Source organism: Aeromonas sp. CA23, assembly GCF_002587065.1.
Lineage (GTDB): Bacteria > Pseudomonadota > Gammaproteobacteria > Enterobacterales > Aeromonadaceae > Aeromonas > Aeromonas bestiarum.
Map to the genome: position 1 here is coordinate 1,735,900 of NZ_CP023818.1, position 23,369 is coordinate 1,759,268.

Genomic DNA, 23,369 nt, shown 5'->3' on the forward strand with positions numbered 1-23,369 from the left:
GGTCCAGTCGGCAAGCCCTGGCAGGCGGCGCCTGCACCATTGGGCCCCAGAGCCGCACATCAGTGCCGCGACGGGGGCGGTCGGGTTCTGCCCTGCTGCGGTTGCGGGCGACAGGATCGGGATCGCATAATGTGCCTCTTGAGCGGATCAGAAGGAGCCGGGATGAAACTGGATGCCGAAATAGAGCAGCTCGCCACCGAGCTGGGCCTGGCCCTGAGCCAGCGTGGCTGGCTGGCGGCCACCGCCGAATCCTGTACCGGTGGCGGGGTGGCCACGGCCATCACCGACATAGCCGGCAGCTCCGGCTGGTTCGATCGCGGCTTTGTCACCTACACCAATGAGGCCAAGCAGCAGATGCTGGGGGTGAGCGATCAGAGCCTGCGGGAACAGGGCGCCGTGAGCGAGGCCGTGGTGCTGGAGATGGCCCGTGGCGCGCTGGCGAACTCGTCGGCCGCCATCAGCGTGGCCATCAGCGGCATCGCGGGCCCCGGCGGCGCCACAGAGGACAAACCGGTCGGCACCGTCTGGTTCGCCTGGGCGGATCGCAGTGGTCGTCATCACTCCCTGCTGGCCCGTTTCGACGGGGACCGGCGACAGGTACGCCAGCAGGCGGTCAGGCAGGCCCTGGCCGGTCTGTTGGCCCTGCTCAGATAAATTGGGCTTGATACTGTATGAATAGACAGTATACTTAGCCCAACTTCACTTCTTACTCACGATTTCCAGCGGAGATTGGCATGGATCAGAACAAACAGAAGGCACTGGCGGCTGCGCTGGGTCAGATTGAAAAGCAGTTCGGCAAAGGTTCCATCATGCGTCTGGGCGACAGCAAGACCATGGATATCGAAGCCATCTCTACCGGTTCCCTCTCTCTGGACGTGGCGCTGGGCATCGGCGGCCTGCCGTGTGGTCGTATCGTCGAGATCTACGGCCCGGAATCTTCCGGTAAAACCACCCTCACCTTGCAGGTGATTGCGGAAGCCCAGAAGAAAGGCAAGGTCTGTGCCTTCATCGATGCGGAACACGCCCTCGACCCCATCTATGCGGCCAAGCTGGGCGTCAACGTTGACGACCTGCTGATCTCCCAGCCGGATACGGGTGAGCAGGCGCTGGAAATCTGCGACATGCTGGTGCGCTCCAACGCGGTTGACGTCATCATAGTCGACTCGGTGGCGGCCCTGACCCCGAAAGCGGAAATCGAAGGCGAGATGGGGGATTCCCACGTCGGCCTGCAGGCTCGTCTGATGTCCCAGGCACTGCGCAAACTGACCGCCAACATCAAGAACGCCAACTGCCTCTGCATCTTCATCAACCAGATCCGGATGAAGATCGGCGTCATGTTCGGCAGCCCGGAAACCACTACCGGTGGTAACGCGCTCAAGTTCTACGCCTCCGTGCGTCTGGATATCCGTCGCATCGGCGCCATCAAGGAAGGTGACGAAGTGGTCGGTAACGAGACCCGCGTCAAGGTGGTCAAGAACAAGGTTGCCCCTCCCTTCAAGCAGGCTGAATTCCAGATCTTCTACGGTGTCGGTATCTCCAAGGAGGGCGAGCTGGTGGATCTGGGTGTCAAGCACAAGCTGATCGACAAGGCCGGTGCCTGGTACAGCTACAACGGCGAGAAGATCGGTCAGGGCAAGGCCAACGTGATGAAGCTCTTCTCCGAGAACAAGGCGATGGCGGCCGAGGTCGAAGCCAGACTGCGTGAGCTGCTGCTCTCCGGTGATGCGCCAGCCGAGAAGCCGGTGGCGGCTGACGCTGACGAGCTCGAAGCCGAAAGCGAACAAGAGTTCGAATAAGGAACAAAGGAAGGCCGGGTTGATACCCGGCCTTGTTATTTATGCTTGATGAATCTGCTGACGAGTCTGTCGAACTCACCTTTGAAGAGCAGCTGGCGGCGGCCCGAGCCTTCGCCATGCGCAGCCTGGCCCGCCGCGAGAGCGCCGAGTCCGAGCTGGCCAACCGGCTGCGCAAGCAGGGTTTCAATGATGAGGTGATCGAGGCGGTGCTCGACTACTGTCGCGGCTACAACTGGGTCGATGACGAGCGTTATGGCGCCATGGCGGTACGAGCCGGTGCGACCAAGGGGCAGGGGCCCATCAAGATCCGCTTCGATCTGCGCCGCAAGGGACTGAGTGATGCACAGATAGAGGCCGCCTTCGAGCAGCCCGAGCTGGACTGGTTCGAGCTGGCATTTGCGTTGCTGCAACGACGGGCCAGGGTCAGTGATCTGGGGGATTTCAAACTGCGGATGAAGTGGATCAAGTATCTGCTGGGTCGCGGATTCACCCAGGATCAGGCTCGTTATGCCATCGCAGCCATGATGGAGCAGAGTGCCTAGCGTGGCGTTTGCCACTGACGGTTGAATGGGTTGCCAGGGAAACGGCTTGAAGAGGGGGTCTGAGCGGCTCTTTGTCATGGTCATCGCGCCTGGCTTCACCCCTCTGGCGGTGGAGAGGATTGCCGCCCCATGGCCTTTGCCGCCCAGCGCTTCTCCTGAACGCCCCCAGGTGAGCGCTTTTTCTTTTACTGGGTTTGCATTGCACTGGCTCCTTGCCAGCGATCTGGCCCGCAGGGGCCATGAATGCCATCGGCCGTGCCGCCTAGCGTCATCGGTTCGCGATTCAGCCATGGCTGGCCGAATCGCCGACATGCCGTCGGGTGATAGCCCCTCGGATTTAAGCCTGAAAATTCTCCCGCTGCTGACCGCATTTCCCCGCTAAAAACGGCAGGTTTGTCTCCCTTGTCTGCCAACACGGCGTTATGCGCGCTTTTTCACCCGTCACGGGCTGGTACGTTTTACTTTACCCCGCAGAAAACTTACATTAATGCGGTTAAAAGTCCGTATTCGAATCAAGCAGGATTTTCCATGTATATGTCCACGTCAGAGTTACGCTCAGCGTTCCTCGAGTATTTCCGCTCCCAGGGGCACCAGGTTGTCTCCTCCAGCTCGCTGGTGCCGCATAACGACCCGACCCTGTTGTTCACCAACGCAGGCATGAACCAGTTCAAGGATGTATTCCTTGGCGCCGACAAGCGTGCCTACAACCGCGCCACCACGGCCCAGCGTTGCGTGCGGGCTGGCGGCAAGCACAATGACCTGGAAAACGTCGGCTATACCGCGCGTCACCACACCTTCTTCGAGATGCTGGGCAACTTCAGCTTCGGTGACTACTTCAAGCAGGACGCCATCCGTTTTGCCTGGGAATTCCTGACCGGGACCCTCAAGCTGCCCAAAGAGCGCTTGCTGGTAACCGTGTATGAAACGGATGATGAAGCCTTCGACATCTGGGCAAAGGAAATGGGTGTGCCGGTCGAGCGCATAGTGCGCATCGGCGACAACAAGGGCGCTCCGTTTGCTTCCGATAACTTCTGGCAGATGGGTGATACAGGTCCGTGCGGCCCCTGCACCGAGATCTTCTATGACCACGGCGATCACCTCTGGGGTGGCCCTCCCGGTTCACCGGAAGAGGATGGTGACCGTTTCATCGAGATCTGGAACGTGGTCTTCATGCAGTTCAACCGTCAGGTCGACGGCACCATGGAACCGCTGCCCCGTCCGTCCGTGGATACCGGCATGGGGCTGGAGCGTATCTCCGCCATCATGCAGGGTGTGCACTCCAACTATGAAATCGACATCTTCCAGGCGTTGATCAAGAAAGCGGCCGAGATAGTCGGCACCACGGATCTGAACAACCAGTCCCTGCGGGTCATCGCCGATCACATTCGCTCCTGCGCCTTCCTGGTGGCGGACGGCGTCATGCCATCCAACGAAGGGCGTGGCTATGTGCTGCGTCGCATCATTCGACGCGCCGTGCGCCACGGTCGCAAGCTGGGTGCCACCGACGTCTTCTTCTACAAGCTGGCCGCCGAACTGGCCGTGCAGATGAAAGACGTGGCGGCCGAGCTGATCGCCCAGCTGCCGCTGGTCGAGCGCGTGCTGCGCATCGAGGAGGAGCAGTTCGTCCGTACCCTGGATCGCGGCCTGCTGCTGCTGGAAGACGTGCTGACCAATCTGGGCGATGCCAAGATCATCCCGGGCGAGGTGGTGTTCAAGCTGTATGACACCTATGGCTTCCCGGCAGATCTCACCGCCGATGTGGTGCGCGAGCGCGAGATCGGTATCGACGAAGAGGGCTTCAATGCCGAGATGGAGAAGCAGCGCGCCCGCGCGAAAGAGGCCTCCAGCTTCGGTGTGAACTACAACGAGGTGCTCAAGCTCGACTTCGAGACTCCGTTCACCGGGTACAAGCAGCTGAGTCAGAAGACGACCGTCGTCGGCATCTACAAGGATGGCGTCGAAGTGAACGGCCTCATCTCAGGTGAAGAAGCCGTGGTCGTGCTGGCCGAAACCCCCTTCTACGCCGAGTCCGGCGGTCAGGTGGGTGACAGCGGCATCCTCAAGGTGGATGACGGCATCTTTGCCGTGACCGATACCCAGAAAGCGGGCAAGGCCATCATTCACAAGGGATATCTGGAGCTGGGCACCCTGGAGAAGGGCGCCGAGGTCGAAGCCGTGGTCGATGGCGAGCGCCGTCAGGCCGTGGCTCTGAACCACTCGGTGACTCACCTGCTGCACGCCGCCCTGCGTCAGGCGCTGGGTGATCACGTGACCCAGAAAGGGTCTCTGGTGGGCGCCGAGCGCATGCGCTTTGACTTCTCCCACTTCGAAGGCCTGACCATGGCGACCATTCGCCGGGTCGAAGAGCTGGTCAATGCCCAGATCCGTGCCAACCATGACGTCAACACCCAGGTGATGGATCTGGAAACGGCCAAGTCGGCCGGTGCCATGGCGCTGTTTGGCGAAAAATACGAAGACGACGTGCGCGTGGTGCGCATGGGCGACTACTCCACCGAGCTGTGTGGCGGTACTCACGCCAAGCGCACCGGTGACATCGGCTTCTTCAAGATCATCGCCGAGAGCGGCATTGCCGCCGGCGTGCGTCGTATCGAAGCCGTGACCGGTAAGGGTGCCATCGATTTCATGCACCAGCTGGGTGAGCAGATCGAAGAGGCTGCGGCTCTGGTGAAGGGGGATCAGTTCTCCATCGCCGACAAAGTGCGCCAGATGCTGGACAAGTCCAAGATGATGGAGCGTGAGCTGGAGCAGCTCAAGGCCAAGCTCGCGGCTCAGGCCGGCAGCGACCTGCTGAGTCAGGTGATCGAGATCAATGGCCGGAAGGTGCTGATCGCGGCGCTGGAAGGGGCCGATCCCAAGTCACTGCGCGGCATGCTGGACGAGCTGAAGAACCAGATGAAGTCCGGTGTCGTGCTGCTGGCAACCAGCAGCGATGACAAGGTCAACCTGATCGCCGGTGTGACCAGCGATTTGACCGGCAAGGTCAAGGCCGGTGAGCTGGTCAATCTGGTGGCCCAGCAGGTGGGCGGCAAGGGCGGTGGTCGTCCCGACATGGCGCAGGCGGGTGGTACCCAGCCGGAAGCCGTGCCTGCGGCGCTGCAATCTGTTCACTCCTGGCTGGAAGAGCGCCTGTAATCGGGCGAGGTGATCTGTGGCACTCTATGTACAGAAGTACGGCGGCACCTCGGTCGGCACGCTGGAGCGGATCGAGGCGGTGGCTGAGCGGGTTCAACTGACCCGCGCCCAGGGACACGATGTGGTGGTGGTTGTCTCCGCCATGTCGGGCGAAACCAACCGGTTGCTGGGCATGGCCCAGCAGCTGGATCCGGATGCCAACCGGCGCGAGATGGATGTGCTGGTTTCCACCGGTGAGCAGGTCACCATAGCGCTGCTGGCGATCGCGTTGAACAAACGCGGTTGTCCCGCAGTCTCGATGACCGGCGATCAGGTACGCATTCATACCGACTCCGCCTATGGCAAGGCGCGCATCAGCCACATAGACACCGAGCAGGTTCAGGCTGAACTGGGCGCGGGCAAGGTGGTGGTGATCGCCGGATTCCAGGGCCGTGATGCGCACAACGCCATCACAACGCTGGGGCGCGGTGGGTCGGATACCACGGCAGTGGCGGTGGCGGCTGCCATCAAGGCCGATGAATGCCAGATCTTTACCGATGTGGATGGGGTCTATACCACGGATCCGCGCATCGAGCCCAAGGCCCGTCGTCTCTCCACCATCACCTTCGAGGAGATGCTGGAGATGGCGAGCCTGGGGGCCAAGGTGTTGCAGATCCGTTCGGTGGAGTTCGCGGGCAAGTACCGCGTGCCACTAAGGGTGCTGTCGAGCTTTGTCGATGGAGAGGGAACCTTAATCACATATGGAGGTGAGAGGATGGAAGCTCCCCTGGTATCCGGGATTGCGTTCAATCGCAACGAGGCCAGCCTGACTATTCTGGGTGTGCCGGACCGGCCCACGGTGGCGGCGCAGATCCTGAATCCGATCAGCGATGCCAACATTGATGTCGACATGATAGTGCAGAACACCCTGGGCGATGGCACCGCCGATTTCACCTTCACGGTGAATCGCGATGACTATCGCCGGGCGCGCGCCCTGCTGGAGGAGACTGCCAGCGAGCTGGGGGCCGCCTGCGTGCAGGGCAACGGCGAGATAGCCAAGGTGTCCATCGTCGGCGTCGGCATGTGGAATCATCCTGGCGTCGCCCGCACCATGTTCAAGGTATTGGGCGAGGAGGGGATCAACATGCAGTTGATTTCCACCTCTGAAATCAAAATATCCGTGGTGATTGACGAGAAGTACCTGGAGCTGGCGGTGCGCGCGTTGCACGCCGCTTTCGGGCTGGATAATGAGCCTCATGAGCAGCCCTTGGGGAACAATCCCTGATTGATTTAGTTTCAACCATTTACCATATCGGTATCTTTGTAAGATAATGTCGCATATCGATATAAATACAAAACAGGATACAGGAGCAAGCGAATGCTTATTTTGACTCGTCGTGTAGGGGAAACCCTGATGATTGGTGACGAAGTGACTGTCACCGTACTGGGCGTTAAAGGCAATCAGGTTCGTATCGGTGTGAACGCACCGAAAGAGGTCTCCGTGCACCGCGAAGAGATCTACATGCGGATACAGGCCGAGAAAGTTCCGGGCCAACCGAATTTCTAAGCCGCATCGATAGCTGCTTGAAGGCGACACCTCTGTGTCGCCTTTTGTTTTTCCGTGCCCCGGAAATCGCCCTGCAAGGCACTAAACTGCGGGATAAGTACCGATATTGTTTGAATATTCCACGCTTTGACCAAATGCTGAGCGAACACGCTTTTTTCTCCAAAAAAGTGTTTGACTAAAAATCCCTGTGAAGTATTATCAGCCCCGCAAACGGAGAGGTGGCCGAGAGGCTGAAGGCGCTCCCCTGCTAAGGGAGTATGCGGCTTATACCCGCATCGGGGGTTCGAATCCCCCCTTCTCCGCCATTTGCGCCCGTAGCTCAGCTGGATAGAGTACCTGGCTACGAACCAGGTGGTCGGAGGTTCGAATCCTCCCGGGCGCACCATATTACGACTCAAGCAAGAGTCATGTGTTGACCATCAGCAAGTCGACACTTTGGAAAAGGCTTACTGATAAGTAAGCTTTTTTTATCGTTTTAAATCAGGGCGCCCGTAGCTCAGCTGGATAGAGTACCTGGCTACGAACCAGGTGGTCGGAGGTTCGAATCCTCCCGGGCGCACCATTTAAAGCAACAATACAAGTTTATGAGCGCCCGTAGCTCAGCTGGATAGAGTACCTGGCTACGAACCAGGTGGTCGGAGGTTCGAATCCTCCCGGGCGCACCATTTTGAGCAGTACCAAAAGTTTGTGAGCGCCCGTAGCTCAGCTGGATAGAGTACCTGGCTACGAACCAGGTGGTCGGAGGTTCGAATCCTCCCGGGCGCACCATTTTAGCAGTACCAAAAGTTGATGAGCGCCCGTAGCTCAGCTGGATAGAGTACCTGGCTACGAACCAGGTGGTCGGAGGTTCGAATCCTCCCGGGCGCACCATACAGACAGCCTCGACTCAGGTCGGGGCTGTTTTTTTATGGGCCGGATCCGGCGGGTGAAGGTCAATACGTCGCCGCAGGGCTCCGTCAGGTATTGCTTCCCTTATCCCTTTGTTCTTCTCCCGCTATCCCTCTGAATTCCTTGCCCTATCGCGCCATGCGGCGTTCCTTTGCCCGGCAGCAATCCCGGTAAGTTCAGGTTCCCTGCTGCGTCCTGAGGGGCGCTGAGGGCACATGGTGAGGAGGGTGGAGACGAGGTGTGGATCTGCGGGCAATAAAAAAGGATGCCGCAGCATCCTTTTTCAATTCCGGGTTGGAGACTCAGCTTTTCAGCCACTTGCGAATGCGGTTGGCATCGCCGATCGGGGTGCGCTTGCCCACCGAGTTGAGCAGCACTATGGCCAGCTCGCGGCTGTCCGGCTTGGCGCGCATCAGCAGGCAACGGCCCGCCTCGTCGGTGAAACCCGTCTTGGAGAGGCGCACATCCCAGTCCGGGTTCTTCACCAGCGGGTTGGTGTTGTTGAACATCAGGCTGTAGGCGGGGGTGCTGAAACGCATCTCCTTGTTGGTGTCCTGGGTGAACTCACGGATCAGCGGCTGGCGATAGGCGGCAGAGATGAGCCTGGCCAGATCCTGGGCGGTGGAGACGTTGCGCGTCGACAGGCCGGTGGAGTCGTAGAAACGGCTGTTGCGCATGCCAAGTTGCTTGGCCTTGTTGTTCATGGCGCGTACGAAGGCGGGGCGTCCACCGGGATAGTGGCGCGCCAGGGCCGAGGCCATCCGGTTCTCGGAGGACATCAGTGCCAGGTGCAGCGCATCGCGACGTGTTACTTTCGTGCCCATGCGCACCCGGGAATAGGTGTGCTTGATGGCATCCCTGTCATTCTGATCTATGGTCAGGGTCTGCTTGAGATCCTGGCGAGCATCCAGCACCACCAGTGCCGTCATCAGCTTGGTGATCGAGGCGATCGGTCGGACCCGGGTGGCATTCTTTTGATACAGGGTCTTGCCCGTATTGACGTCCATCACCAGGGCGCTGCTCGATTGCAACTGCAGTTTGGCCGGGTTGGGGGCAGCCAATGCTGCTGGCAAGCCCAGCAGTCCAACCAATGCATATACCAGCGCCATTGCGCTAACCCGACACCGCATACTACCGACTCCGTTCACGTCGAAAAAAAGGCGCTAGATTCACTCATTTTTACCCCTGCTTTACAAGAGCACCAGAGAGTAATTCGCCATTATTTCGATAAAAAAAGGGCCATCCTGCGATGGCCCTTTCCATTTGTCTCAATCCCGTGGGGTGACGGCTTTGCGTTTGCTCAGCCAGCGCCAGATGAGGGCGACAACACCACCGACCAGCAGCACCAGTGGCAGGTAGAGAATGATGCTGAGGAACTGTGATTCGTACTGGGCCGCCAGCTTGGTGTGGCTCAGGTAGTAACCCAGGCTCACCAGCGGGGTGACCCACATGATGGAGCTGACCAGATTGACGATGAGGAAGCGCCCCTGCGGGATCTCGGTCGCCCCGACTATGTAGGGATAGACGGTGCGCACGAAGGCGATGTAGCGGGCGGTGATCAGGGTCAGGATGCCGTACTTGTTGAGCAGGTAGAACACCTTCTCCTTGTGCTTGTCGTCCATGTGGGACATCAGGCGATGGTACATGCGGGTATGACCCAGGAAGCGCCCCTGCATATAGCCGAACCAGGTACCGACGAAGGTGGCCAGGATCAGCAGTGGCACTATGCCAAGGGGGAGCACGTCCTGATAGATGAGCACACCCGTCAGGATGAGCAGGCTATCGCCGGGCAGGAAGGCGGTGGGGATGAACCCGTTCTCCAGCACAAGAAAAGTTAGCAACACGCCGCAGACCATGAAGGCCATCTTGGGATCCGACAGCATCGCCAGATCCTGATGCATAAAGGCGTGAGCCAGTTGGTAAAACTGCTCCATACTCACAAGCTCCGCTTAAATTAGCTGGGTTGATCGATCAAGGGCATGGCAAGCACCTTGTCGATGCGCAGACCATCCATGTCGACAATTTCCAGTTGCCACTGCTCCAGAGTCACCAGATCTCCGGTCTGAGGAACACGGCCAAGGAGCAGCATGATAAGCCCTCCGAGGGTGTGATAGTGATGTTTTTCTTCTTCCGGTAGCCGAACCAGTCCCAGGCAGTCCTTCAACTCCGGCAGCGGAATGAGGCCGTCGAGCAGCCAGCTGCCGTCGGTGCGCTGGAAGGCCCAGTTGTCATCGCTGTTATCCTGCTGGAAGTCACCCGCCAGCGTCTCCAGCAGATCCTGCTGGGTGACCAGTCCCTGCAGCTCGCCGTATTCGTCCACCACCAGCACCATGTGCTCGGAGTGGGCGCGGAAGTGATTGAGCAGCTCCAGGCCATTGAGGGTCTCCGGCAACAGGCTGCCATCCTGGGTCAGGGCCGCCAGATCGATGGGTTCCCCCTTGATGTAGGCGTGCAGCACCTTGTTGACGTTGAGTATGCCCACCAGATCCGAGAGGCTGCCATCGCAAACCGGGAAGAAGCTGTGGCGATACTCCACCAGCCGTTGCAGGTTCACCTCCAGCGGCAGGGCGAGATCCAGATAGCGGATGTCGCTGCGTGGCACCATCAGTGAGGAGAGGCTGCGCTCGTCGAGCCGGAACACATTCCGTAACATAGTGTGTTCGTGGTCTTCGATGATCCCGGCTTCGGAGCCCTCCACCAGCATGGCGTGGATCTCCTCCTGGGTCACGTTGGCCCCGCCATCCTGCCTGACGCGCAGGATGCGCAGGCTGGCCTTGGTGGAGGCTGACAACAGCCAGACGAAGGGGCGGGTGATGGCCGCCAACCACAGCATGGGGCGGGCCACCAGACAGGCGATGCGCTCGGCGCTGAGCTGGCCGAGGCGCTTGGGCACCAGTTCGCCGACGACGATGGAGAGGTAGGTGACCACGACTATGACCAGCACGGTGGCGAGCAGGCTGCTGCTCTTGGCGGCCATGCCCCACTCCTGCAGCCAGAGGGCCAGCGGTTGGGCCAGCAGGGATTCGCCGTAGATACCGTTGAGCAGACCGATACTGGTGATGCCGATCTGGACGGCGGAGAGGAAATGGGTCGGATCTTCGCTCAGTTTGAGGGCAATGGCGGCTGAGCGGCTGCCTTCGCTCGCCATCTTGCTGAGGCGAGCCTTGCGTGCGGTAACGATGGCGATTTCCGACATGGCAAAGACGCCATTAAGCAAAATCAATCCAAACAGGATCAATATTTCCATACTGCAACAGCACTCCGAGTAGAAAAGATCGCTGGCAGTGTAATGAATTTGGGGGCGATGCGCTTGTGAAAGCAGGTGATTTGGCTCGCTAATTTTGTACAGAGGGGCGAAGAAAGGCCGTGAGAAGGGATTTATGGCAACAAAAAGCCCCCTGCGGGAGGGGGCTTTTTCAGGCGTGAAACTGCCTTACAGGGCGGCGATTTCGGCCTGCTGGGTCTCGAGGGTCACCAGCTGGGCGCGATACTCTTCCAGCTTCTCGCGCTCCTTGGCGATGACGGCTTCCGGCGCCTTGGCCACGAAGGCCTCGTTGCCGAGCTTGCCTTCGATGCGGCCACACTCGCCGACCAGCTTGGCTACTTCCTTGGCCAGACGGGCCAGTTCGGCATCCTTGTCGATGAGACCGGCCATCGGGATCATCAGCTCGGTGGCACCGATCAGTTTCTTCACCGACAGGGGGGCCACTTCGCCGTCCGCCAGCACGCGGATGGATTCCAGACGGGCCAGCGACTTGAGGAAGGCCTCGTTGTCACCGGCGCGGCGGGCGTCCTTGGCATCGCATTTCAGCAGTACGTTCAAGCCCACGCTCGGCGCCACGTTCATCTCGGCGCGGATGTTGCGAATGCCGACGATGAACTCCTTCACCCACTCCTGATCCGCCATGGCGGCCTCGTCTACCTTGGCGGCATCGAACTCAGGGAAGGCTTGCAGCATGATGGTGTCGGCGTGCACACCGGTCAGCGGCGCCACCGATTTCCAGATGGTTTCGGTGATGAAGGGGATGATGGGGTGCGCCAGACGCAGCAGGGTTTCAAGGACGCTGACGAGCGTGTGACGGGTGGCACGCTGCTCGGCTTCGGAACCCTTGCCCAGCACCGGCTTGGTCAGCTCCAGATACCAGTCGCAGAACTGGTTCCAGATAAACTCGTACAGCACGCCGGCCGCGATGTCGAAGCGGTAGGTATCGAGCGCGGTGCGGAAGTCGCGGATGGCAACTTGCAGCTGGGACTGGATCCAGCGATCCGCCAGGCTGAACGCCATCTCGCCACCGCCAAAGCCGCAATCCTGATCTTCAGTGTTCATCAGCACGTAGCGGGAGGCGTTCCACAACTTGTTGCAGAAGTTGTTGTAGCCATCCAGTCGCTTCATGTCCCAGTTGATGTCACGGCCGGTAGAGGCCAGCGCCGCCAGGGTGAAGCGCAGGGCGTCGGTGCCATGGGCCTCGATCCCTTCCGGGAACTGCTTGGCGGTACGCTTGCCGATCTTCTCGGCCATCTGCGGCTGCATCATGTTGCCGGTGCGCTTCTCCATCAGGTCTTCCAGCGAGATACCGTCGATCATGTCGAGCGGATCCAGCACGTTGCCCTTGGACTTGGACATCTTCTGGCCTTCTTCGTCACGGATGAGACCCGTGATGTAGACGGTCTTGAACGGGACTTGCGGCTGGCCGTTTTCGTCCTTGATGAAGTGCATGGTCATCATGATCATCCGGGCGATCCAGAAGAAGATGATGTCGAAGCCGCTCATCAGCACGTCGGTCGGGTGGAAGGTCTTGAGCGCCTCTGTGTTGTTCGGCCAGCCGAGGGTGGAGAAGGTCCACAGGGCGGAGCTGAACCAGGTGTCGAGCACGTCTTCGTCCTGACGCAGCACGGTCACGGACGGTATGCTGTGCTTGGCACGCACTTCCGCCTCGTCACGACCCACGTAGACATTGCCGGCATCGTCATACCAGGCCGGGATGCGGTGACCCCACCACAGCTGACGGGAGACGCACCAGTCCTGAATGTCGCGCATCCAGGAGAAGTACATGTTCTCGTACTGCTTGGGCACGAACTGGATGCGGCCATCTTCCACTGCCTCGATGGCGGTCTTGGCCATGGGCGCCACGCGCACGTACCACTGGTCGGTCAGCATGGGCTCGATGGGCACGCCACCGCGATCGCCGTAGGGCTGCTGCAGCACGTGATCCTTGATTTCGGCCAAGAGGCCCAGCTCGTCCAGCTTGGCCACGATGGCCTTGCGGGCGGCGAAGCGCTCCATACCGGCGAACTCGCTCGGCAGGGCGGCGTCGTAGGCTGTGCTGGGGTTGCCGTTGGTGTCGACCACTTCGGCCTCGGCGCGCACGTGGGCGTCCAGGGTGAAGATGTTGATCATCGGCAGGTTGTGGCGCTTGCCCACTTCGTTATCGTTGAAGTCGTGGGCCGGGGTAATCTTCACGCAACCGGTGCCCTTCTCCATGTCGGCGTGCTCGTCGGCGACTATGGGGATCAGACGGTTCACCAGCGGCAGCATGATATGCTGGCCGATCAGCGCCTTGTAACGGGGATCTTCCGGGTTCACTGCCACGGCGGTATCGCCCAGCATGGTTTCCGGACGAGTGGTGGCGACGATCAGGTGATCCTGACCTTCAGCGGTCTTGGCTCCGTTGGCCAGCGGGTAGCGAAGGTGCCACATGTGGCCCTTGATCTCGCGGTTTTCCACTTCCAGATCGGAGATGGCGGTGTTGAGCTTGGGATCCCAGTTCACCAGACGCTTGCCGCGGTACATCAGGCCATCTTCGTAGAGACGGACGAACACTTCCTGCACGGCGCTCGAGAGACCCTCATCCATGGTGAAGCGCTCGCGCTCCCAGTCCACCGAGTCGCCCAGACGACGCATCTGACGGGTGATGGTGCCGCCGGACTCTTCCTTCCACTGCCAGATCTTGTCGATGAAGGCATCACGGCCGTAGTCGTGACGGGTCTTGCCCTCTTCGGCGGCGATCTTGCGCTCCACCACCATCTGGGTGGCGATACCGGCGTGGTCTGTGCCCGCCTGCCACAGGGTGTTCTTGCCCTGCATGCGGTTGTAGCGGATCAGGGTATCCATCAGGGTTTGCTGGAAGGCGTGACCCATGTGCAGGCTGCCGGTGACGTTCGGCGGCGGGATCATGATGCAGAAGGAGTCTTTGCTGGTGTCGCCGTGGGGCTTGAAGTAACCCTGGGCTTCCCAGTGCTGATAGAGCGCCTGTTCGATGGCGTTGTGATTAAAAGTCTTTTCCATGGTCTCGCCGTATTCTGGATGGATGGAGTCTGGTGTTGATTCGTCGTGGATCGAGGGTGGTGCAGTCAGGGCTGCGCCGGATCCGGTGCGGCAAGGACGGGCTGATCCCTCATCTCGAGGGCATGGCCTGCCTGGCGATAGTGCTTGTAGCGCTCGCGGGCTTGCTGCTTTTGCGTTTCGTCAGTGGGGACAAAATCTACCACTTGAGCGAAGTGTCCTGCAAACAAAGGTGTCTGTCTGGCCAGATTGATGAGGCGGGCATAGCGCCGCTTCGGCGGCTGATGGCCTATCTCCACCGGCGCCTGACCGCTCTCGCCCTGCAGCTGGTGCGGCACGAAACGCTCAGGTGGCAATTGCCACAACAGCTCGTCCAGGCGCATGGCCTGGGCCTCGTCATCGCACAGCAGGTAGAGATGGCCCGCACTCCAGCCATCGGCTACGAGCTGGCAGGCGAGCCGCTCGACGGCGGTGGCCTGCGCGTCATCCGGCTCGCTCATCAGGTAAAAGGTCACTTGGCTCATCAGGTTGATCCCGTTTGCGGTGACGGACTATTGACCGCCAGTGAGGGTCGGCAGGGGGGTTTTCCTGCCAGCACTCAATGAAACAAGGAAGAGGCGGGCCTCTTCCTTGTGGTACTGGGCAACTCCCGCGCTTCCGGTGCATTCACCGGAAGGGGCAGGGGAGTTACTCCTTCTCTTCGATATCCACGCCGGCCCGGTTGAGCAGGAACTGGGTCAGCAGGGGCACCGGACGACCGGTGGAGCCTTTATCCTTGCCACTCTTCCAAGCGGTCCCGGCGATATCCAGGTGGGCCCAGTTGTACTTCTTGGTGAAGCGTGACAGGAAGGCGGCAGCGGTAATGGTACCGGCTGGACGGCCCCCCAAGTTAGTCATGTCGGCGAACGGGCTCTCCAGCTGTTCCTGATACTCGTCGAACAGCGGCAGGCGCCAGGCGCGATCGCCGGCCTGTTCGGAGGCGTTGAGCAGCTCGTGGGCCAGCGGGTTGTGGTTGGCCAGCAGCCCCGTGGTGTGGTGGCCCAGCGCTATGATGCAGGCACCGGTCAGGGTCGCCACGTCGATGACGGTCTCGGGATCATAGCGATCCACGTAGGTGAGGGCATCGCACAGCACCAGGCGGCCTTCCGCATCCGTGTTCAGCACTTCGATGGTCTGGCCGGACATGGAGGTGAGGATGTCACCCGGGCGATAGGCGTTGCCACCCGGCATGTTCTCGCAACCGGCCAGCACGCCTATGACGTTGATGGGCAGCTGCAACTGGGCAAGGGCGTGCATGGTGCCGAGCACGGAGGCGGCGCCACCCATGTCGTACTTCATCTCGTCCATGCCTTCGGCCGGCTTGATGGAGATGCCGCCGGAGTCGAAGGTCAGACCCTTGCCGACCAGCACTATGGGCTTGGCATCGGCGTTGCCCTTGTATTCGATGATGGCCATCATGGCTTCATTCTCGGAGCCGCGGGCCACCGCCAGATAGGAGTTCATGCTGAGCTCGGCCATCTCCTGCTCACCGATCACCTTGGTGGTGATGTTGTCGAAGGCATCGGCCAGACGACGAGCCTGGGAGGCCAGATAGGCCGGGTTGCAGACGTTGGGCGGCATGTTGGCCACGTCGCGACAGACCCGCACCCCTTTCGCCACGGCCAGACCGTGGGAGATGGCTTTCTCACCAATGGTCAGTTCCCGACGCGTCGGCACGTTGAACACCAGCTTGCGCAGCGGACGGCGCGGCTCGGCTTTGTTGGTCTTGAACTGATCGAAGCTGTAGAGGCCCGCCTTGGTGGTTTCCACCGCCTGGCGCACCTTCCAATAGGTATCCCGACCCTTGACGTGCAGTTCGGTCAGGAAGCAGACCGCTTCCATGGAACCCGTCTCGTTGAGGGTGGTGATGGTCTTGTTGATGATCTGCTTGTACTGGCGTTCGTCGAGTTCCCGCTCCTTGCCGCAACCGACCAGCAATACGCGCTCGCTGAGCACGCCCGGTACTTGATGCAGCAACAGCATCTGACCTGGTTTCCCTTCCAGGTCGCCACGGCGCAGCAGCGAACTGATATAGCCATCGCTGATCTTGTCCAGTTGTTCGGCAACCGGAGAGAGGCGACGCGGCTCGAATACGCCGACCACGACGCAGGCACTGCGTTGCTTCTCAGGACTGCCACTCTTTACACTGAACTCCATGGAATCTCCTACATCCTAAAGACAAAAGGCACCTTTTATTGAATAATGCGGTGCTTGTTGGGGTATCAGAGGCGGAGCGAACAGCCATAGGCTCCGCAGTTCAAACTGGTAAAAATCCAATATACGGCCCTATTTTTCAGGCATTCGACTAAAAACACAAGTTTACTTGGGAATGACTGTGATCGTTTTCCGATATTTATTCAGGGAAACCCTGAAAACCCAGCTGGCAGTGTTGTTCGTGCTGCTGCTTATCTTTGTCAGCCAACAATTTATCCAGATCATCGGTGATGCCGCCGATGGCGAGGTGCCGACGCGTCTGGTTTCCACCCTGTTGCTGCTCAACCTGCCCAATATGGCGCTGTTGATGCTGCCTATCAGCCTGTTTTTAGCCATCTTGTTTGCTCACGGTCGCCTGTATGCCGAAAGTGAGATGACTGTGATGCATGCGGTGGGCTTCAGCCACCGCTTCGTGATGCGCAGCGCCATGGTGCTGGCCTTGCTGACCGCGGCCGTCGCCGCCTTCAATACCGGCTGGATCGCCCCGCAGGCCAAGGAGCGCGAGTATCAGGTGATCGACGAGTTCAAGGCCGATCCGGGTATCTCCTTTATGCAGGCCGGCCGTTTCATGGAGCTCGACAAGGGGCGCCTCGTTGCCTACATCCAGGAGCTGAACGACAAGGGCTCCCGGCTGCAGAAGATCTTCGTGCTGCAACGCTCCCAGGAGGGCAAGCCGCCCTCAGTGGTGGTGGCGACGGATGGGGTGGTGACGGTCGATGAGAACGGCCTGCAGTGGCTGACCCTGAAGGATGGCTCCCGTTACGAGGGCCACTTCAGCAGCAAGCAGTTCCAGATCTCTGAATTTGACGAGTACAGCCTGGTGATCCGCCAGCAGGAGATGGAGCGCTCCAGCCGCAAGGCGGCCGCCAAGCCGACTCTGGAGCTGCTGGGAACGAAGGACAACGGCATGATGGCCGAGTTGCAGTGGCGCCTGTCGTTGCCGCTCTCCATACTGGTGCTCACTTTCCTGGTGGTGCCGCTGGCCAGGGTCAACCCCCGCCAGGGACGTTATGCCAAGCTGCTGCCGGCCATCTTGCTCTATCTTTCCTACTTCCTGTTGCTCAGCGCGGCGCGCTCGGCCATCGACAGCGGACGCCTGCCCCACTGGCCGGGGATGTTTCTGGTGCCGCTGGCCTATCTGCTGTTGATCGGTCTGCCGCTCAACCTGCAGGGCACCAGCTGGTGGAACGGGATCAAGACCCTCTATTTCAAGAGAAAATCGGCATGATGTTGCCATCTGGGAGTCTCTACTGATGTTTGGCATTCTCGATAGACATGGCGACCGGATCATTTTGATGTCGCTTCCTCTCTATACGTCTGTATTTGAGGAAAAAATCAGCATGATGCTGCAACCGGGGAGTTTCTGCTGATGTTTGGCATTCTCGATAGATATATCGGCCGGGTTATTTTCATGTCGGTCCTGTTGTGCGAACTGACCCTGGTCGGGCTGGCTGCGCTCATCAAGTATGTTGAGCAGCTCAGGTCCGTGGGGGAAGGCAACTACGACATGATCAATGCGCTCTATTACGTCCTGCTCTCCATGCCCAAGGAGGCGGTTCAGTTCTTCCCGCTGGCAGCCCTGCTGGGCGGGCTCATAGGGCTGGGCCAGCTGGCGACCAGCTCGGAGCTGGTGGTAATGCAGGCGGCGGGTCGCTCCAAGATCAGCATCGTCATGGCAGCGCTCAAGACGGCCATCCCCTTGATGATACTGGTGGGCCTGATGGGTGAGTATGTGGCGCCCATCGCCAAGCGGATGGCGGATGACGTCAAGGCGGGGGCCCTGTCGGAAGGACGGCTGACGGTCTCGGCTTACGGGGTCTGGGCGCGCGATGGCAACAACTTCGTCAACATCAACGGGGTGCGCAACGACGGCGCCCTGACCGGCATCACCCTCTATCGCTTCACCCCGGAGCGCAAACTGATCGATATCCTCCAGGCGCAGGAGGGGGTGTTTGAACAGCACCACTGGCTGCTCAAGCAGGTGCAGGTGACCCGCTTCGACGATCCCAAGCAGATCCAGAGCGAGACGCAGGCCCAGATGGAGTGGACCTCTGAGCTCACCCCCAAGCAGCTGGGGGTGGTGAGTATCGATCCTGAAAACCTGCCGGTGGCCGGGCTGCTCGACTACATCGGCTATCTGGATGCCAACAAGCAGGATGCCGGGCGGTACAAGCTGGAGATGTGGCGCAAGCTGCTGTCGCCGCTCTCCGTGGTGGCCATGATACTGCTGGCCTCCTCCTTCATCTTCGGCCCGCTGCGTTCGGTGAGCATGGGCGCGCGGATGCTGATGGGGATCATGACCGGCTTTGCCGTCTATGTGAGCGATCGGGTGTTCGGCCCCATCAGCCTGGTGTACGCGGTGCCGCCCATCCTTGCCGCCATCGCCCCCAGCCTGCTGTTTGGCGGTATCTCTTTCTATATCCTCAGTCGCAAGCAGTAGCGCCGTACGTTGGACAGCAAAAAGGGCACCTGTTGGTGCCCTTTTTCGTTGCTGCATTGACCTGCAATTACTTGTTCAGCATCTCCAGATTTTCCTGTTTGCCGAGCACCACGACTTCACATTCGGACCAGATGTCCTGAAAGGCGCGCGGTGCCTTGCGGTTGAACAGGCACATCAGGTTGCCGAGGCCGAAGGCCGCCGTCGCCAGCCGGATCAGGGCCTGAGTGATGCGGATGTTGCTGCCATCTGCATTTTGGATGCGCAGGCGCCAGGCGCGCATGCCTATGGTCTGACCGGCACGGGTCCAGAACCAGGTGTAAAAACCACAGATGATGAAGGCGAGCCAGGCACTGTAAATCGGGCTGGTCAGCAGCCAGGAGGCATCTTTGCCTTCGGGAAGAGTGGCGGCGCCGGTTGCCAGCAGCAAGTGTGCCACCCCCATACCGATGAAGCCGGCGATGATCAGCAAGGAGATGACTACCAGATAGTCATAGAGCAGGGCGCCGAGTCGGCGCAACAGGCCCGCCGAAGGGTAGTGGGGGGCGGTGGGAGAGGTGGATGTGGGTTGGACTGGTTTACGCTTGGCCATCGTTCTTATTCCATTAATATGATGCGGGCATTCTATGTAACTGACCCCGCATCGGCAAGGCGTTGAATAAATGAGCAAACGAGTGTGCGCACGCGAAAAACACCTTGCATGGCATCGCGCCATTCGTATAATCCCTCGCAGTTGCCCGGGTGGCGAAATCGGTAGACGCAGCGGATTCAAAATCCGCCGATGAATAATCGTGTCGGTTCGAGTCCGACCCCGGGCACCATCAACTAATTCAATGACTTAAGGCCACCCAAGCGGGTGGCCTTAAGTTTTTCTGGCCCCTGAAAATGGCCGAGAGTACATAAAGAGTACATTAATGTTTTGGTGATTGGCTCGTGCCAGAGTCCGCCTGGTTGTGGTTCCCATCTTGTGTGACCGGACACATTTCACAGAAAACCTATTTTCCGTGGGGCAGGCCAGCCAGCGCACCCAGGCTGCAGCTCCCTTTCAAAATTTCAGTTATCAAGTCGGCCCTCATTGGACCTAACCGGCTGAAACAAAACGCCTTCTAGCTGTTCCCTCGCGGCAAACCGGATCCTTCCCAATCATTCAAATCCTCACGGAAAGCACGACCACCTCAATACATTCAACGAGTTACGTTTTCACTTTCGTTATCCAGAGCCCCGCCGAACTGTAAAACCCTGCAATTTCTTTCGATCCTTTCAGATCCTCAATGGGCCGCAGATCCTTTATCTGACGCGGGCTGGGCCTATGGTTTTGCGGTAATCCACTTTTGCAAAAAATTTTATTGAGGCGCCGCGCAGGCGGGAGCGGAAGAGCGCGGTTTCCGTGGCGCAGACGCGGCGGTGGGCGTCGCCGCCATGTGCTCGGAGGCTGTGTGCGTGCTCAGGCTTCACGTATGATGCAGCCCTGCCCGATGGTGCCTCTTCATGCGGCGCCATTCCCTGGCCATGCTCAGGCGCTGTCAGGCAGATAGAAGAAGGCCCCACGGTGTGGGGCCTTCTTCGCTTGGTGGGTTACTCGATGATGGGGGAGAGGGTGCTTGCCAGTTGGCCGGCCTGCTGGCTCTGGCCGGCGAAGGTATCTGCATTGGTTGGCGGTGGGCCGCCGTGGTTATGGCTGGCTGCGGTGGCGGCCAACTGCTCCACCACGCTCATCAGCTGGTTGAGCAGGCGGAAGATGTTCACCCCATCGCTACCCATCCACGACTTAGGTGACGCGAAGTGCTGCAGTTCGCCGGCCAGCGCCCGGCGAACCAGGGCGATATCTTCATCCAGGTTACCGCCCGCTGTCTGGCTCATGTTACCGGCGCTGCCCAGGATCATGTCTTCGGCGGTTAGCAGCTCGACATCCCCGAGCGCCTCGATGCGCTTCATGCCCCCGATATCTTCCACGCTACTGGCCAAGACGCTCATCCGGTGCTGGCCGAACTCGCCCAGGTACTCGTCCGCCTCGCGGATCATTTGCATGGCTTTGTCGTGCTGGCGGCGGTCAGTATGGCGTGACTGGTTGCCCACGGTATCGGTACGGCTGAACACCTCGGCCCGTTGCTGCTGCAACTGCTCGCCCGGGGCGATATCCGGCAGAGGCCAGCCAGTGCCCAGGATGGTGCGGATGAACGGCCGGTCTGCTCGACCAAAGGCAAACCCCAGCTCGACTATAGTCCCCTCGATGGGGAACTGCATCAGCCCCTGCTCTGGCCCGCCAAGCATGACCGGCAGCGGCACAGCCCGATAGAGCGGTGTCCCTTCATCTGGCTCGCCATCCTCATTGAACAGCTGGACATCGACCGCATAGCGAGGACGGAATGGGTCATTGAGCTGACCGGCGGCGGCCTGGTCGCTGATGGCCTCGACCCTGCCGAACTTGGGCAGGTGCATCTTGTCGGCTAGCTCTGGGAATTCCCCCTCCATCTTGCGCCGCTCCGGCGACTTCACCGGTTTACCTGGTGTGGCCGTGGTCAGGGTCATTTCGTCACCCTTGAGCCGTACCCGCTCCACCCGCTTGCCGTTGACGATGGCCCCCGGGCGCATGGCCGGGATCGGGGCCAGGGTGATGGTGTTACCCGCTTGGCGGGCCGAGAAGGCCGAGTCCAGCTCCACCGCCTTATCTGCCCAGCGGCTATGGGCATGACTGCCCACGAAGATGGCGCCATCTGGTTGTTGATGCCAGATGAAGTCCGGTACCAAGAAGGCGCGGCCCGCATTATCGAGCAGCTGATAGCCGGTGCCGGCGCTGGTGAAGTTGGGTATCGGGGTGTCGGTGTAGTCTGCCCCGTCTGGCAGCAAGAAGGTGAGCTGGGTCTGGTCAGTCAGCCAGGCCAGCAGGCTGCGCAGGGTGGCATGCTGGATACTGACAGGGAACTTGCTGCCCAGGATCCCGGCCAGCTCACGGCATAGCAGCTTGCTGGCACCGTTGGCGGCGGGTTGTACGTCATAGACATAACCGGTGAACCAGCGGCGCAGTTCACCGTTGTAGCCGGTATCCAGAGTCAGGGTCTGCCCCTTGGTCGCAGTCCCGTCGATGGTCAGGGAGGCACGGCCACCGGCAGAGAGGTCGAGCACGATGTCATGGTCAACCAGGTGGGCCGGTTTACCCCCTAAGGTCAGATTGGTCGATAGTTTCACGCCATTACGTCTCCCAGCTTGTCATCCAGCCCCTTCATCACTTTCTCCCAGGAACTGAGCTGCTCCTGCTCAGACGCTGCTGCGCTGCTGTCTGTTTTCGCCGGCGTGGCATTGGCGGTGCCTTGCCCCACGGTGGCAGCAGCCTTGGGGAGGCGCTGCTCGCGCTTCTCCGGTACCGAGTTGTGCTCGCGCAGGGTGAACTGCACCTGCCACGCCAGCAGGCCTTCCTGTTCGCTGGCGGTGATGCGGCCGGCAAACTTGGCCTGGCGCACCTTCACCGACTTGGCGAGCAGCGACCCGACCCGGTAGACATGGCGCTTGCCGCCTTCACCCTTGGCATCAGCCAACTCAAACAGACGGCTCAGGGTCTGGTCATCGTTGAACGGTACCAGCCCTGACACATCCAGCTCCTTGGCCTTCTCGCCTTGCTCCGAGCTACTGGTGCTGCTGGTCTGGCCGCTGCTGTCTTTGTCCTGAAACTGCATCGATGCGGAGATCCGCATCGACTTCATCACAATGGGCTCACCGTCCAGGGTGAGCATGGCCGTTCTACTCATTGGGTTAACTCCTGCCAGAAGGTGAGGGGGGAAGGGGAGAGCAGCAGGGCGCCAACGGTCATGCTGTGACTGTGGTCAGGGTGGCCACTGTCGAGCAGCTGCGCGGCGAGGCTGGCTGGATCGCCATAGCCGTGCCAGCTCCACAGCATTCCGGCAAGGCTGGGCTTGTTGGCCAATGCCTCATCCAGTTCGGCAACCCTGGCGGCGCGCTTGGCGGTAAGAGCAGCCAGCTTGGCGCGGGTGGCCACCGGTGCCGGCGAGTTCCCCTCGCTCTCCTGCAAGGCATTGTTGGCTGCCGTCAGCACCAAGCGGCTGCGCAGCGGATCCCAGATCAGCGGCTCGTCGGCTTTCCAGCGCGGCACCATGGCCGCCGTTGGCTGGGCCATGGTGTCGTTGTTGGCCGTCAGGCGGCGCAGTGTGGCGCACCACTCCGGCAGCGGCAGCACGGCGCATACCTGCGCCAGCTTGGTGGCTAGTTCCTGCTCGCTGGTACCGGTAACCAGCCAGACCACCGCATGGAGCTGACCGACAGGAAGATGGGTATCTGCCCCGTCTTGCAGCTTGGCGGCCATGGCTTTGATGGCGTTGGGAGCAGCCAACGTACATTTCCCGCCTTGTGTCTGTCCCACGGTATGCTGAAACGGCGTCACCGCCAGCGCATGACCGCTCTCCTGCTCCACCTTGAGCAGGCTCATGGCCGTGATATCAGTGCCACTCCATGCCATCAG

Annotated in this window: 18 protein-coding genes and 7 tRNA genes; 15 read left to right on the forward strand and 10 right to left on the reverse strand. The window is 60.2% G+C overall.

The genetic code is table 11. From position 1 onward, the window contains the following. Positions 1 to 162 precede the first annotated feature (162 nt). The 12 genes from pncC (at position 163) to CK910_RS08230 (ending at position 7,907) form a co-directional block, all read left to right on the forward strand. Positions 163 to 654, forward strand: coding sequence for a nicotinamide-nucleotide amidase (pncC, locus tag CK910_RS08175; RefSeq protein WP_043554479.1), 492 nt, complete (start codon positions 163 to 165; stop codon positions 652 to 654). 80 nt (positions 655 to 734) lie between these two features. Then, a complete protein-coding gene (recA, locus tag CK910_RS08180) occupies positions 735 to 1,796 on the forward strand; it encodes a recombinase RecA (protein ID WP_042866551.1) in 1,062 nt (353 codons plus the stop codon). A gap of 41 nt (positions 1,797 to 1,837) precedes the next feature. Beyond that, a complete protein-coding gene (locus CK910_RS08185; RefSeq protein WP_098982137.1) occupies positions 1,838 to 2,338 on the forward strand; it encodes a regulatory protein RecX in 501 nt (166 codons plus the stop codon). A gap of 528 nt (positions 2,339 to 2,866) precedes the next feature. Next, on the forward strand, positions 2,867 to 5,491 hold the full coding sequence (alaS, locus tag CK910_RS08190; RefSeq protein WP_098982140.1) for an alanine--tRNA ligase: 2,625 nt from the start codon (positions 2,867 to 2,869) through the stop codon (positions 5,489 to 5,491). A gap of 16 nt (positions 5,492 to 5,507) precedes the next feature. Next, a complete protein-coding gene (locus tag CK910_RS08195; RefSeq protein WP_042866547.1) occupies positions 5,508 to 6,755 on the forward strand; it encodes an aspartate kinase in 1,248 nt (415 codons plus the stop codon). A 93-nt stretch (positions 6,756 to 6,848) separates the two neighbouring features. After that, on the forward strand, positions 6,849 to 7,037 hold the full coding sequence (gene csrA / locus CK910_RS08200) for a carbon storage regulator CsrA (RefSeq protein WP_005315760.1): 189 nt from the start codon (positions 6,849 to 6,851) through the stop codon (positions 7,035 to 7,037). 212 nt (positions 7,038 to 7,249) lie between these two features. After that, a tRNA-Ser gene (locus CK910_RS08205) sits at positions 7,250 to 7,342 on the forward strand. A 3-nt stretch (positions 7,343 to 7,345) separates the two neighbouring features. Then, positions 7,346 to 7,422, forward strand: a tRNA-Arg gene (locus tag CK910_RS08210). Positions 7,423 to 7,522: 100 nt separating this feature from the next. Next, positions 7,523 to 7,599: transfer RNA gene (locus CK910_RS08215), tRNA-Arg, on the forward strand. A gap of 26 nt (positions 7,600 to 7,625) precedes the next feature. Continuing rightward, positions 7,626 to 7,702, forward strand: a tRNA-Arg gene (locus CK910_RS08220). 26 nt (positions 7,703 to 7,728) lie between these two features. Continuing rightward, positions 7,729 to 7,805 (forward strand) — tRNA-Arg (locus tag CK910_RS08225). 25 nt (positions 7,806 to 7,830) lie between these two features. Then, a tRNA-Arg gene (locus CK910_RS08230) sits at positions 7,831 to 7,907 on the forward strand. 320 nt (positions 7,908 to 8,227) lie between these two features. On the opposite strand, the gene pbpG is transcribed toward CK910_RS08230, so the two are convergent. The 6 genes from pbpG to pepA all read right to left on the reverse strand — a co-directional run bounded on the left by pbpG (position 8,228) and on the right by pepA (position 16,404). Beyond that, complete coding sequence (gene pbpG, locus CK910_RS08235; RefSeq protein ID WP_098982142.1) at positions 8,228 to 9,055, reverse strand: D-alanyl-D-alanine endopeptidase; 828 nt, start codon at positions 9,053 to 9,055, stop codon at positions 8,228 to 8,230. Positions 9,056 to 9,193: 138 nt separating this feature from the next. After that, a complete protein-coding gene (locus CK910_RS08240; RefSeq protein WP_043139871.1) occupies positions 9,194 to 9,859 on the reverse strand; it encodes a DedA family protein in 666 nt (221 codons plus the stop codon). Between the two features lie 20 nt (positions 9,860 to 9,879). Next, the gene (locus CK910_RS08245; protein ID WP_043139868.1) at positions 9,880 to 11,172 is read right to left on the reverse strand and encodes a hemolysin family protein; all 1,293 of its coding nucleotides are present in this window, start codon (positions 11,170 to 11,172) and stop codon (positions 9,880 to 9,882) included. A 186-nt stretch (positions 11,173 to 11,358) separates the two neighbouring features. After that, positions 11,359 to 14,211 (reverse strand): valine--tRNA ligase, encoded by a 2,853-nt coding sequence (locus CK910_RS08250; RefSeq protein ID WP_098982147.1) that lies wholly within the window; start codon positions 14,209 to 14,211, stop codon positions 11,359 to 11,361. A 65-nt stretch (positions 14,212 to 14,276) separates the two neighbouring features. Further along, on the reverse strand, positions 14,277 to 14,732 hold the full coding sequence (locus tag CK910_RS08255; RefSeq protein WP_043139863.1) for a DNA polymerase III subunit chi: 456 nt from the start codon (positions 14,730 to 14,732) through the stop codon (positions 14,277 to 14,279). Between the two features lie 163 nt (positions 14,733 to 14,895). Continuing rightward, positions 14,896 to 16,404 (reverse strand): leucyl aminopeptidase, encoded by a 1,509-nt coding sequence (pepA, locus tag CK910_RS08260; protein ID WP_098982150.1) that lies wholly within the window; start codon positions 16,402 to 16,404, stop codon positions 14,896 to 14,898. A gap of 172 nt (positions 16,405 to 16,576) precedes the next feature. Here pepA and lptF point away from each other — a divergent pair, with 172 nt between their 5' ends. Further along, positions 16,577 to 17,689: an LPS export ABC transporter permease LptF gene (gene lptF / locus CK910_RS08265; protein ID WP_172955270.1), complete on the forward strand. Its 1,113-nt coding sequence runs from the start codon at positions 16,577 to 16,579 to the stop codon at positions 17,687 to 17,689. 141 nt (positions 17,690 to 17,830) lie between these two features. Further along, complete coding sequence (lptG, locus tag CK910_RS08270) at positions 17,831 to 18,901, forward strand: LPS export ABC transporter permease LptG (protein WP_098982153.1); 1,071 nt, start codon at positions 17,831 to 17,833, stop codon at positions 18,899 to 18,901. A gap of 67 nt (positions 18,902 to 18,968) precedes the next feature. Here lptG and CK910_RS08275 read toward each other — a convergent pair whose 3' ends face one another. Beyond that, positions 18,969 to 19,490: an RDD family protein gene (locus CK910_RS08275; protein ID WP_172955271.1), complete on the reverse strand. Its 522-nt coding sequence runs from the start codon at positions 19,488 to 19,490 to the stop codon at positions 18,969 to 18,971. A 143-nt stretch (positions 19,491 to 19,633) separates the two neighbouring features. Here CK910_RS08275 and CK910_RS08280 point away from each other — a divergent pair. Next, positions 19,634 to 19,719: transfer RNA gene (locus tag CK910_RS08280), tRNA-Leu, on the forward strand. Positions 19,720 to 20,473: 754 nt separating this feature from the next. Here the strand turns inward: CK910_RS08280 and CK910_RS08285 are convergent. Genes CK910_RS08285 through CK910_RS24295 form a run of 3 tightly spaced genes read right to left on the reverse strand, consistent with a single transcriptional unit; the run spans position 20,474 to position 23,366 of the window. After that, on the reverse strand, positions 20,474 to 22,084 hold the full coding sequence (locus CK910_RS08285; RefSeq protein ID WP_098982158.1) for a hypothetical protein: 1,611 nt from the start codon (positions 22,082 to 22,084) through the stop codon (positions 20,474 to 20,476). Then, positions 22,081 to 22,641 carry a baseplate complex protein gene (locus CK910_RS08290; protein WP_098982161.1) on the reverse strand — a complete coding sequence of 187 codons (561 nt, stop codon included), beginning with the start codon at positions 22,639 to 22,641 and terminating at the stop codon, positions 22,081 to 22,083. The genes CK910_RS08285 and CK910_RS08290 overlap by 4 nt, the downstream gene beginning before the upstream one ends. Beyond that, positions 22,638 to 23,366 carry a hypothetical protein gene (locus tag CK910_RS24295; RefSeq protein ID WP_253852846.1) on the reverse strand — a complete coding sequence of 243 codons (729 nt, stop codon included), beginning with the start codon at positions 23,364 to 23,366 and terminating at the stop codon, positions 22,638 to 22,640. Before CK910_RS24295 ends, CK910_RS08290 begins: the two co-directional genes overlap by 4 nt. Positions 23,367 to 23,369 lie beyond the last annotated feature (3 nt).